Annotated in this window: 9 protein-coding genes; all 9 read left to right on the top strand. The window is 66.4% G+C overall.

The genetic code is table 11. From position 1 onward, the window contains the following. The first annotated feature begins 98 nt into the window (after positions 1–98). Complete coding sequence (locus NYE40_RS14895) at positions 99–2,054, top strand: stage V sporulation protein D (protein WP_153783824.1); 1,956 nt, start codon at positions 99–101, stop codon at positions 2,052–2,054. 25 nt (positions 2,055–2,079) lie between these two features. Continuing rightward, positions 2,080–3,561: a UDP-N-acetylmuramoyl-L-alanyl-D-glutamate--2,6-diaminopimelate ligase gene (locus tag NYE40_RS14890; protein WP_339278612.1), complete on the top strand. Its 1,482-nt coding sequence runs from the start codon at positions 2,080–2,082 to the stop codon at positions 3,559–3,561. Continuing rightward, positions 3,558–5,108: a UDP-N-acetylmuramoyl-tripeptide--D-alanyl-D-alanine ligase gene (gene murF, locus NYE40_RS14885; RefSeq protein ID WP_339278611.1), complete on the top strand. Its 1,551-nt coding sequence runs from the start codon at positions 3,558–3,560 to the stop codon at positions 5,106–5,108. The genes NYE40_RS14890 and murF overlap by 4 nt, the downstream gene beginning before the upstream one ends. 18 nt (positions 5,109–5,126) lie before the next feature. Next, positions 5,127–6,095, top strand: a complete 969-nt coding sequence (mraY, locus tag NYE40_RS14880) for a phospho-N-acetylmuramoyl-pentapeptide-transferase (RefSeq protein WP_153783822.1) — start codon at positions 5,127–5,129, stop codon at positions 6,093–6,095. Between the two features lie 74 nt (positions 6,096–6,169). Then, on the top strand, positions 6,170–7,606 hold the full coding sequence (murD, locus tag NYE40_RS14875) for a UDP-N-acetylmuramoyl-L-alanine--D-glutamate ligase (RefSeq protein WP_101809354.1): 1,437 nt from the start codon (positions 6,170–6,172) through the stop codon (positions 7,604–7,606). Between the two features lie 44 nt (positions 7,607–7,650). Beyond that, complete coding sequence (spoVE, locus tag NYE40_RS14870) at positions 7,651–8,748, top strand: stage V sporulation protein E (RefSeq protein ID WP_101809353.1); 1,098 nt, start codon at positions 7,651–7,653, stop codon at positions 8,746–8,748. A gap of 427 nt (positions 8,749–9,175) precedes the next feature. Then, positions 9,176–10,087, top strand: coding sequence for a UDP-N-acetylmuramate dehydrogenase (gene murB / locus NYE40_RS14865; protein ID WP_180968518.1), 912 nt, complete (start codon positions 9,176–9,178; stop codon positions 10,085–10,087). Positions 10,088–10,102: 15 nt separating this feature from the next. After that, positions 10,103–11,386, top strand: coding sequence for a UDP-N-acetylglucosamine 1-carboxyvinyltransferase (gene murA / locus NYE40_RS14860; RefSeq protein ID WP_180968517.1), 1,284 nt, complete (start codon positions 10,103–10,105; stop codon positions 11,384–11,386). 98 nt (positions 11,387–11,484) lie between these two features. Next, on the top strand, positions 11,485–12,249 hold the full coding sequence (locus NYE40_RS14855) for an FtsQ-type POTRA domain-containing protein (protein WP_028597013.1): 765 nt from the start codon (positions 11,485–11,487) through the stop codon (positions 12,247–12,249). Positions 12,250–12,459: the final 210 nt, after the last annotated feature.

The following is a 12,459-nucleotide window of genomic DNA, read 5'->3' as shown; positions in this document are numbered from 1 at the left end:
CCGGGCTTGTTCTACAACCTCTCTTCATCGAATAGGGTAACGTGTACGGACAGACTCTGGCTGTCCTCCCAAGTTCGAACGGAGAGGGGAACGAGCGGATGAAGGTGTCCCACGTCACCTTGCGCCGGCGCCTGTTCCTGGCGCTGGTCATCGTCATCATCGGATTCGGCGCGCTCATCGCGCGCCTTGCCTATGTCCAGCTGGCGCGCGGAGGCGAGCTGTCGGCCAAGGCGGAGGACAACTGGCGCCGCGAGGTCGACTTCGCGCCGCGCCGCGGCGATATCCTCGACCGCAGCGGCGAGCAGCTCGCCTACAACGTCAGCTCGCCTACGATCGTGGCCATCCCGGTCCAGATCAAGGACAAGGAGGGCACCGCCCGCAAGCTGGCCCCCGTGCTCGGCATCGACGAGCAGAAGCTGCTCGGCTTGCTCAAGAAGCGGGCGAGCAGCGTGTTCATCAAGCCCGAGGGACGCAAGATCACGCTGGAGAAGGCGATGGAGGTGCGCAAGCTGGAGCTGCCGGGCATCGTCGTGGCGGAGGACAACAAGCGCTACTATCCGTTCGGCGAGCTGGCCGCCAGCGTGCTCGGCATCACCGGCATCGACGGCGGCCTGACCGGCGTCGAGAAGAAATACGATTCCTACCTCAAGGGAGTAAAGGGAAGCGTCTCCTACCTGTCGGACGCGAGCGGCCATCTCATGCCCGGCTCGACCGACAAGCTCGACGAGCCCCAGGACGGGCTGAACCTGCAGCTGACGATCGACCGGCAGATCCAAAGCATCATGGAGCGCGAGCTTGACCAGGCGATGGCCAAGTACAAGCCGAACAGCGCGATTGCGATCGCCATGGATCCGAACAACGGCGAGGTGCTCGGCATGGCCAGCCGTCCGACGTTCGAGCCGGGCAACTACAACGCCTATCCGGCGGAGGTGTACAACCGCATCCTGCCGATCTGGATGACGTACGAGCCGGGCTCGACGTTCAAGATCATCACCTTGTCGGCGGCGCTGGAGGAAGGCAAGGTCAACCTGAAGAACGAGCATTTCTACGACCCCGGAGCGGTCGAGATCGGCGGCGCGAGGCTGCGCTGCTGGAAAAAGGGCGGCCACGGCAGCCAGACGTTCCTCGAGGTCGTGCAGAACTCCTGCAACCCCGGCTTCGTCGCGCTCGGAAACCGGCTTGGCAAAGAGACGCTATTCAAGTATATTAAGGACTTCGGCTTCGGGAAGAAGACCGGCATCGACATCGGCGGCGAGGAGAACGGCATCCTGTTCAAGCCCAGTCAGGTCGGACCGGTGGAGCTGGCGACGACCGCGTTCGGGCAGGGCGTATCGGTGACGCCGATCCAGCAGATCGCGGCGGTGTCCGCGGCGGTCAACGGCGGCACGCTCTACAAGCCTCATCTGGCCAAGGCGTGGATCAAGCCCGAGACGGGCGAGGTGGTCGAGCGGATCGAGCCGGAGGCGGTGCGCAAGGTCATTTCCGAAAAGACCAGCGCGCAAGTGCGCGAGGCGCTCGAGAGCGTCGTCGCGCTCGGCACCGGCGGCAACGCCTTCCTCGACGGCTACCGCGTCGGCGGCAAGACGGGCACCGCGCAGAAGGTCATCAATGGCCGTTATTCGGCCAACGAGCACATCGTCTCGTTCATCGGCATCGCGCCGGCCGACAATCCGCGCATCGTCGTCTACGTCGCCGTCGACAATCCGCAGGGCATCCAGTTCGGCGGCGTCGTCGCCGCGCCGATCGTCAAGGGCATTCTCGAGGACTCGCTGCAGTACATGGGCGTGCCCAAGAGCGCCGATCAGATCGGCAAGAAGTACAAATACGGCGAGACGGCGACGGTCACCGTCCCGAATCTCGTCGGCAAGACCGTTTCGGACATCTACGAGGATATGAACATGAACTTCAATCTCGTCTCCGCCGGCAGCGGCAGCACCGTCATCCGGCAGGCGCCGGAGGCCGGGGCCCGCGTGGACAAAGGCTCGACGATCCGCATCTATCTCGGCAGCGACGCGGATCTGCCGCAGCCGGCCGGGGACGGGCATAGCCATTGACGCATGACAGAGAGGAGAGAGAACGATGCGCTTGGAGCAACTGGCATCGCAGCTTAAGACCGCCCGCCTCGCAGGAGACGGAGCGACGGAGATCACAGGGGTGGAAAGGGACTCCCGGGCCGTAAAGCCCGGGGATCTGTTCCTCTGCCTGCCCGGACATACGGTGGACGGGCATGACTTCGCGCCGCAAGCGGTGTCGGCCGGAGCGGCGGCGCTCGTCGTCGAGCGCCCGCTGCCGCTGGCCGTGCCGCAGCTGATCGTGCGCAGCAGCCGCCACGCGATGGCGGTGCTGGCGGACGCTTTTTACGGCCATCCGAGCCGGGACCTGCGCGTCATCGGCGTGACCGGCACGAACGGCAAGACGACGACGACGTACCTGATCGAGCGCATCCTCGCCGACGCCGGCCGCGCGCCGGGCGTCATCGGCACGATCGAGATGCGCTACGGCGGACGCTCGTTCCCGATGAGCGGAACGACGCCGGAGGCGCTCGACCTGCACCGGGACCTCGCCGCGATGCGCGAGGCCGGCACGACGCATGTGGCGATGGAGGTTTCCTCCCATGCGCTGGAGCAGGGCCGCGTCAAGGGCGTCGAGTACCGCACGGCGGTGTTCACCAACCTGACGCAGGACCATCTGGACTATCATGGCACGATGGACGTGTACCGCGAGGCGAAAGGGCTGCTGTTCGCCCGCCTCGGCAACGGCTACGGCGACGGCGAGACGCGTTATGCCGTGCTCAATGCCGACGATCCGGCGGCGGAGCGGTTCCGCCAGCTGACCGCGGCGGAGGTCGTCACCTACGGCGTCGACGCCGAGGCGGACGTGCGCGCTTCGAACATCCGCATCGACGCAGGCGGCACCTCCTTCCATGTGAGCAGCTTCGCCGGCGAGGCCGATATCACGCTGCGGATGGTCGGCAAGTTCAACGTCTACAACGCGCTGGCGGCGCTGTGCGCCGGGCTGCTCGAGGGCGTCACGCTGGAGCAGGCCAAGGCAAGCCTCGAAGGCGTGCCGGGCGTGCCGGGCCGGGTCGAATCCGTCGACGCGGGCCAGGACTTCGCCGTCATCGTCGACTACGCCCATACGCCGGACGGACTGGAGAACGTGCTGCGGGCGGTCAAGGAATTCGCCGCGAAGCGGATCATCACCGTGTTCGGCTGCGGCGGCGACCGCGACCGCACGAAGCGGCCGATCATGGGCGAGATCGCCTCGCGCTACTCGGACTATACGATCGTCACCTCCGACAATCCGCGCACCGAGAATCCGGAGACGATCCTGCTCGACATCGAGGTCGGACTGCAGAAGGCGGATGTTCCCCAGGACCGCTACGAGCTGCTCGTCGACCGCCGCGAGGCCATTGAAAAAGCGGTTGAAATGGCAAGCCCGGGGGATGTAGTATTGATTGCGGGGAAGGGCCATGAGACCTATCAGATCATCGGAAAAACGTCGCATGACTTCGATGATCGGCTGGCCGCCCAAGACGCGATAAGGGGAATACGCAATTGATCAGACGCAAGCTCAGCACGATCGCTGAAATGAGCTCGGGCCGCCTGGGGCCCGGTTACATAGACGTTCCGGAGGGCGCGGAGCCCTCCAGCCTGGAGCTGCCCGCGGGCGGCTGGATCGACCTGCTCGTCCAGGGCGTGACGACGGATTCCCGCCACATCGGCGAGGGCCAGCTGTTCGTGCCGCTGACGGGCGATTCGTTCGACGGCCACGATTACGTGGAGGCGGCGTTCCGCCAAGGAGCGGCCGCCGCGCTGTGGAGCCTCGACCGCGAGCTGCCGGCGTCGCTGGCCGGCAAGCCGCTCGTGCTCGTCGAGGATCCGCTGGAGGCGCTGCAAAACCTCGCCGCCGCCTACCGCGCCGAGCTGCGCACGCTCATCGTCGGCATCACCGGCAGCAACGGCAAGACGACGACGAAGGACATGACGGCGGCCGCGCTCGGCTCCGTCATGCGCGTGCACAAGACCGCCGGCAACCTCAACAACCACATCGGGCTGCCGCTGACCGTGCTGGAGCTGCCGGAGGACGCGGAGGCGGCCGTGCTCGAGATGGGCATGAGCGGCCTGCGCGAGATCGCGCTGCTCACGAATATCGCCCGTCCGGACATCGCCATCATCACGAACATCGGCGACGCCCATCTGCTCCAGCTCGGCTCGCGCGAGATGATCGCCCGCGCCAAGCTGGAGATCGTCGAGGGGCTGCGTCCGGGCGGACTGCTGCTCGTCAGCGCCGACGAGCCGCTCATCGCCGCCGAGCTGGGGCGGACGACGCTGCCGCGCGGCGCGCAGGTGCGCACGTTCGGCGCCTCGCCGCGCAGCGACTGGCGAGCGGCCGGCATCGAGGTCGGCGCGCAGTCCTGCGCCTTCACGGTCAAGGCCGGTCCGGCCGCCGGCTTCCGGCTGGCCGCGGCGCCCGGTCCGCGCCCCGCTGCGGACGAGACCGCTGCGCCTGCGGAAGAGGCTTGCGAAAGCTGCTTCCCGCAGGTGCGCATCGAAATCCCCGTGCCGGGCGTGCATAACGTGCACAACGCGCTGGCGGCGATCGCCGCGGCGACCGCCGTCGGCGTGCCGGCGGAGGCCGTCGCCTCCGGGCTGCGCGCGATGCAGCTGACCGGCATGCGCATCCAGCCGGTCGCGGCGGCATGCGGCGCGATGATTCTCAACGACGCCTACAATGCCAATCCGACCGCGGTGCGCGCCGCCGTCGACCTCGTCGCCGGCCTGACCGGCTATCGCCGCAAGTGGATCGTGCTGTCGGACATGCGCGAGCTCGGCGAGACGGAGCAGGAGCTGCATCGCGAGACCGGCGCCTACATTACGCCGGACAAGGCGGACGCCGTCCTGACGTGGGGAGAGCTGTCGGCCTACACGTCGGCCGGGGCCGCGGAGGCTTTCGGCGAGCGGGCCGCGGAGGCGGTGCGCCATTTCGACTCCCAGGAGTCTCTCATTCTAGCGATACGCGAGGAGCTCGATCCGCGGGATCTGGTGCTGGTCAAGGGCTCCCGCACGATGCATATGGAAAGGGTCGTCGAAGCGCTTCAGCGCTGAGGCGGCAGGGTGGAAGGCATGGACATGCTCGCGATACTCATGACAATCGGCGTCTCGTTCCTGCTCGCGGTCATTCTCGGACCGCTGTGCATCCCGCTGCTCCGGCGGCTCAAATTCGGGCAGCAGGTGCGCACGGACGGACCGCAGAGCCATCTCAAAAAATCCGGCACTCCGACGATGGGCGGCATCATCATCCTGCTGGCGGTCACTGTCGCGTTCCTCCGCTTCTCGGAGAAGACGACGGAGTTCTGGGTGCTGCTCGTCGGCGCGCTCGGCTTCGGGCTCGTCGGCTTCCTCGACGACTACATCAAGATCGCCCTCAAGCGCTCGCTCGGCCTGACGGCCAAGCAGAAGCTGTTCGGGCAGCTGCTGTTCAGCCTCATCGTCTGCGTCTTGCTCTACCAGATGGGACACAGCACGGTGGTGTCCGTCCCGGGCACGAGCTTCAGCCTGGACTTCGGCTGGTTCTACTATCCGTTCGTCATCATCATCTTTTTCGGCACGACCAACGCGGTCAACTTCACCGACGGCGTGGACGGCCTGCTGTCCGGCACGAGCGCGATCGCCGCGGGGGCGTTCACGATCATCGCCATGCAGGCGACCGAGCATGAGAGCGCGGTGTTCACGGCGGCGCTTGTCGGCGCGGTGCTCGGCTTCCTGATCTTCAACGCGCACCCGGCCAAGGTGTTCATGGGGGATTCCGGCTCGCTCGGCATCGGCGGCGGACTGGCCGCGGCGGCGATCCTCACCAAGACGGAAATTCTGCTCGTCCTGATCGGCGGCGTGTTCGTCGTCGAGATGATCTCCGTCATCCTGCAGGTCGGCTCGTTCAAGCTGCGCGGCAAGCGCATCTTCAAGATGAGTCCGATCCACCACCATTTCGAGCTGTCCGGCTGGTCGGAATGGAAGGTCGTCACGGTGTTCTGGGCGGTCGGCCTCGCGCTGGCGACCGCCGGCCTCGCGCTGTACCGGATCGGCGGAGGCTGATCGGCATATTCCACGCAAACGGCAGCCGTCCGAAGGGACGGCAAGCCGTTTTGCTGCATAAGGAGAGGATTTGGATGGATCATCCATCTGCATACCGCGATCGCAAGGTCGTCGTGCTTGGCCTGGCGCGCAGCGGCGTCGCCGTCGCCAAGCTGTTCCACCGGCTCGGAGCGGACGTCGTCGTGAACGACCGCAAGCCGCGGGAGGACAGTCCGGAGGCGGGAGAGCTCGAGGCGCTCGGCATCCCGGTCGTCTGCGGCAGCCATCCCCAGGAATTGGTTGGTTCAACAACGGCGCTGCTGGTGAAGAATCCGGGGATTCCGTATAGCGCGCCTCCGGTGGCGGCGGCGCTGGAGCTCGGCGTCGAGGTCGTCACCGAGGTCGAGGTCGCCGGGCATCTGTCGGCGGCGCCGATCATCGGCATCACCGGCTCCAACGGCAAGACGACGACGACGACCTGGATCGGCGAGATGCTGAAGGCGGCAGGGCGCAAGCCGGTCGTCGCCGGCAATATCGGCCGCCCGCTCTGCGAGGCGGCGCAGGAGGTATCCGCGGACGACGTGCTCGTCGCCGAGCTGAGCAGCTTCCAGCTCAAGGGCACGACCTCGTTCCGCCCGCGCGTCGCGCTGCTGCTCAATCTGGCCGAGACGCATCTGGACTACCACGGCTCGATGGACGACTACGCCGCCTCCAAGGCGAAGCTGTTCGCCCATCAGACGGAGGAGGACGTCGCGGTGCTGAACGCCGACGATCCGTTCTGCGCCGAGCTCGCTCCGCGCCTGCGCGCGCGGCTGCTGCCGTTCTCGCTGAAGCAGCGGCTGGAGCGGGGCGTCTGCGTCGAGCCGCCGTTCCCGGCTGACGGTCAGGCGGACGAGGCCGCGGCCGAGCCGCAGCGCATGATCGTCTACCGCGACGGCAGCGGGAGAGAGCTGCCGCTGCTGCCGGCAGCGGAAGTCATCCTCCCGGGCCGCCACAACCTGGCCAACGCGCTGGCCGCTGCGGCCGCCTGCATCGCCATCGGCGCCGAGCCGCAGGCGCTGGCGGAGCCGCTGCGCCGCTTCGGCGGCGTCGAGCACCGGCTGGAATTCGTGCGCGAGGCGGACGGCGTCCGCTATTACAACGACTCCAAGGCGACGAACCCGACGGCGACGACGACGGCGGTCGGGTCGCTCGACCGGCCGATCGTGCTGATCGCCGGCGGGCTCGACCGCGGCTCCGACTACATGGAGCTGCTGCCGCTGTTCCGCTCGCGGCTCAAGGGGCTCGTCGTGCTCGGCCAGACGAGAGGCAAGCTGGCCCGCGTCGCGGAGCTGGCGGGTATGCCGGACTCGCGCGTGGCCGATGCTGGGGAGGATGCCGAATCCTCGATCGCCCAGGCGGTGCGGCTCGCCGCCTCGCTGGCGGAGCCGGGCGACGCCGTGCTGCTGTCGCCGGCCTGCGCGAGCTGGGATATGTTCCCTTCGTACGAGGTGCGCGGGGACATGTTTAAGGATTCGGCGCATACCTTGTAAGTAGGGGGCTCGTCCCTACTTTCCCATGCCAGAGGTGTTGCGTCATGCCCAAAGCCCGGTCCGCTCCGGACGCATGGCTGATCGGTTCCATCGCCCTTATCCTCGCCATCGGTCTGATCATGGTCTACAGCGCGAGCGCGGTGCGGGCGTTCCAGGACTTCGGCGACAAGTTCTACTATGTGAAGCGCCAGTCGCTGTTCGCCGCGCTCGGCATCGGCGCGATGGTGTTCACGGCCAATACGGACTACCATGTATGGAAGAAATACGCCAAGCCGCTGCTGCTGGTCTGCTTCGCGCTGCTCGTGCTCGTGCTCGTGCCCGGCATCGGCGCGGTGCGCGGCGGCGCGCGCAGCTGGCTCGGCATCAGCTCGTTCGGCATCCAGCCGTCCGAGTTCATGAAGCTCGGCATGATCCTGTTCCTCGCCAAGATGCTCTCGGACAACCAGCAGCGGGTGACGCTGTTCGCCCGCGGGCTGCTGCCGCCGCTCGGCCTGATGGCCGCGGCGTTCGGCCTCATCATGCTGCAGCCCGACCTCGGGACGGGCTCCGTCATGATGGGCGCCTCGCTGCTCGTGCTGTTCGTCGCCGGAGCGAGGATGAAGCATCTCGGAGGCTTGGCCGCCGTCGGGGCGATCGGCCTCGTCGGCCTCATCCTGGCGGCTCCGTACCGGCTCGCGCGGATCACCTCGTTCATGGACCCGTGGTCCGATCCGCTCGGCGCGGGCTACCAGATCATCCAGTCGCTGTACGCGATCGCGCCCGGCGGACTGGTCGGGCTCGGCCTCGGCATGAGCCGGCAAAAGTACAGCTACCTGCCGGAGCCGCAGACCGACTTCATCTTTTCGATTCTGGCCGAGGAGCTCGGCTTCATCGGCGGCGCGCTGCTGATCCTGCTGTTCCTCATCCTGATCTGGAGAGGGATGCGCGCGGCGATCTACGCGCCGGACACGTTCGGCAGCCTGCTCGGCGCGGGCATCACCGGCATCGTCGCCGTCCAGGTGCTGATCAACATCGGCGTCGTCATCGGGCTCATGCCCGTGACGGGCATCACGCTCCCGCTCGTCAGCTACGGCGGCTCGTCGTTGACGCTGCTGCTCACCGCGCTCGGCATCCTGCTGAGCCTGTCCCGCTATTCAAGATAAGGCGGGCCGGGAATTCCCGGCCGCTGCGGGCGCGGCTGCGTGGCCTGGCGGCTTTCGGGCGGACTCCAATTCGAACACCGCGATCCGCTTCGGCCGAAGCGGATCGATGCGATAGGCAAGGCGGCGCGGCTGCGCCGCATGAATCAGGCCGCGCTCGAGCCCCGGCATGCCGAGGCTCGAGCGCGGCCTCATCGCCGGCGGGCTGCCAAGGCCCGCAGGCAAGCAGCAAGGGATTCGCGGCGCCGGGCGGCTGTCACCACGGCGTCCGGCTGGGCATAGGATACTGCATAATCGTGTCCGTCAGCTTGAGGGCGGCCGGTTACCTTTTCCGCAAGGGAGAGTGGCATTCGTCGGAGCCGGAAAGCGGCTCCGGGCTGCAGCTTGAGGATGGCTTGCCGCGAGCCCCGACACATGAGGAGGAACGACCATGGAGGCATGGATGGCAGAGCTGGAGGATGCCGCGATCGGCGGCATCCAGAAGCATGTGCCGCTTGCCAGGCATACCACCTGGAAAATCGGAGGCCCGGCGGACGTCCTGCTGTCTCCGGCCGGCAAGCCGGAGATGATCCGGGCGATGGCGATCCTGAACCGCCGCGGCGTGCCGTGGACGATCATCGGCAAAGGCTCCAACATGCTGGTGAGCGACAAAGGCATCCGGGGCGTCGTCATCAAGGCGGGAGAAGCGCTGGACTACGCGGAATTCGACGGCACGCTCGTGCGCGCCGGCGCCGCGTATTCGATCATCAAGCTGACAGTGATGGCCGGCAAGCAGGGACTGACCGGACTGGAGTTCGCCGGGGGAATTCCGGGCACGGTCGGAGGCGCCGTCTATATGAATGCGGGTGCCCACGGGTCTGACATGTCGCATATATTCAACTCCGCCGAAATCGTGCTGGAGACAGGGGAATTGGCCGTATGGGGGCCGGAGGAGATGGCGTTCCGCTATCGCCACTCGCGCCTGCAGGATCCGGGCAGCCGGGGCGTCGTGCTGGAAGCGACGCTGCAGCTCGCGCATGGCGACCGCAAGGAGATCGCCGCGGCGCTGGCGACGCACAAGGAGCGCCGCCGGCGCACCCAGCCGCTGCAGCAGCCTAGCTGCGGCAGCGTGTTCCGCAACCCGCCGGGCCATCATGCCGCCAAGCTGATCGAGGAGAGCGGCCTCAAGGGCTTCTCGATCGGCGGCGCGCAAGTATCGCCCATGCACGCCAATTTCATTGTCAACACCGGGCAGGCGACGGCAGAAGACGTCCTCACCCTGATCGCCCATATCCGCAGCACGGTCAAGAACCGCACGGGAATTGAACTGATGCCCGAAGTATTGGTGGTGGGTGAGCGGTAACTTGGAGGTGTAGGTTTGGACAAATTGGTGATTGAAGGCGGGCAACCTCTCTCAGGAACCATTGCTATCCAAGGGGCGAAAAACGCGGCCCTGCCGATTTTGGCAGCCAGCGTGCTCGCCTGCGGCACAGTGACGATCGAATCCGTGCCGCAGCTGCTCGATATCGAAGTCATGCTGCAAATTCTGCGCGAGCTCGGCTGCCGCGCCGAGCATGAGGGAGAAACGGTCACGCTGAATACGGCGACCGCCTATCATGTCCATATTCCGGAGAAGCTGATGAGCCAGATGCGCTCCTCGATCTTCCTGATGGGGCCGCTGCTTGCCCGTTTCGGCGAGGTGCATATCTACCAGCCGGGCGGCTGCGCCATCGGCGAGCGCAAATTCGATCTCCATCTGGAAGGGCTTCGCGCGCTCGGCGCCGAATTTGAAGAGAATGGAGACCGGATCTCCTGCCGGGCCGACAAGCTGATCGGAGCGGACATCCATCTGAGCTTCCCGAGCGTAGGCGCGACGGAGAACATCATGATGGCGGCCGCGCTGGCCGAAGGCCGCACGACGATCGTCGGCGCGGCGCGCGAGCCGGAGATCCAGGACCTGCAGAGCTTCCTGAACGCGATGGGAGCCCGCATCATGGGCGCCGGAACGGACACGATCACGATCGACGGCGTCGAGTCGCTGAGCCCGTGCTCCTACCGCGTCATCCCGGACCGCATCGTCGCGGGCACGCTGCTCGTGGCCGCCGCGGCGACGAAGGGCAAGGTGACGCTGACGAACACGCGTCCGGCGCATCTGTCCTCGCTCGTGCATGTGCTGCGGCGCGCCGGCACGAACGTCGCCATCGACGGCGACGTCATGACCGTCAGCGCCTCGTCTCGTCCGAAGGCGGTGGAGCGCATCGTCACGTCGCCTTATCCCGCTTTTCCGACGGACCTGCAGTCGCCGGTCATGGTGCTGCTCGCGCTGGCCGACGGCGTCAGCATCATGAAGGAGACGATCTTCGAAGGCCGCTTCAAGCATGTCGGCGAGCTGAGCCGGATGGGGGCGGATATCCGCGTCGATCTCGGAGCGGCGATCATCCGGGGCGTGCCGCGCCTGTACGGGGCGACGGTGGAGGCGACGGACCTGCGGGCCGGAGCCGCGCTCGTCATCGCGGGGCTCGCCGCCCAAGGACGGACGATCGTCGAGCAGGTGCATCATATCGACCGCGGCTACGACAGCATCGAATCGATGCTGAGCCGTCTCGGAGCCCGCATCGCGCGCAGCGCGCCGGTGCCGGACAACGGGGCGGTGCCGGGCTGAACCGGCCGCGGCCGGAAGCACCGGCAGGCGATTCATCGACGGTCCATCCGCCGCTTTTGCGGGGATGGGCCGGCTTTACAGCTTGAGGAGGGACAAGCGTGGCCGAACTCATACCGCTTCTGAAGGAGCCGCCGCCGAAAAAACGGGGCAGCCGCAAGCTGATCCTGATCCTGGTGCTTCTTTTCCTTATTCTATTGTCCATTCTTTTCTTTAATTCCGCGATCAGCAAGGTTTCCGCCGTCACCGTCTCGGGCGAGCAGTTCACGCCGGAGGCCGTCATCAAGGAGGCGGCGAGCGTGCGCCCCGGGGATGCATTTTTCGGCACGGTGGCCGGCACGGTGGAGAAGCGCGTCGACGCGCTCGGCTCGATCAAGCGGACGACGGTCGAGAAGAAGTTTCCCGGCGAGGTGCGGATCATCGTGGAGGAGTACCCGCCCGTCGCGTTCGAGATGGACGACGCGGGCAAGCTGAGCGCCATTCTCGCCAGCGGCAAGATTCTGGAGGCCGACGCCGGCAGCGCCGTCGTGGACAAGCCCGTGCTGTCCGGCTGGCGCAAGGACGATCCCGTCAAGAAGAAGCTGTGCGAGGCGCTCGCCGACATCCGCGCCGAGGACCTGGACCATCTGTCGGAGATCAGTCCGAGCCCGACCGAGTCTTATCCGGACCGCATCCGCATCTATACCCGCTCCGGCTTCGAGATCGTCACCGCCGTCTCGCTGCTGAAGGACAAGCTGCCGACGATCAACTCGGTCGTCGAGGAGCGCTCGCCGGGGCGCGCGACGCTGCTGCTCGCCGATACGTACATGCCGTTCGGATCGGCCGAGGAGAGCGCGGACGAAGGGAGCGCGGGCGGCTCCCGCTGACGCTCGCCGAGCAAGCCCGCCCTTTTATTTCGCTTCAAAGAATGGTAGAATTTAAGATAGGCTTTTTTTCAAGTTGGAGAAGGCGCCTTTCATGCAAAATGCCAGCGCTGGGATGAATTTCCTCGTGAAAAAAATGTAGAAAAAAGAGGGAAAATATCAGAAGCGTGGAATATGTACGACAGATATATTCACGACAGGCGATAGAAACTA

The sequence above is a fragment of the Paenibacillus sp. FSL W8-1187 genome (genome assembly GCF_037965485.1).
Lineage (GTDB): Bacteria > Bacillota > Bacilli > Paenibacillales > Paenibacillaceae > Paenibacillus_O > Paenibacillus_O pasadenensis.
This window is presented reverse-complemented; position numbering and strand designations above follow the sequence as displayed.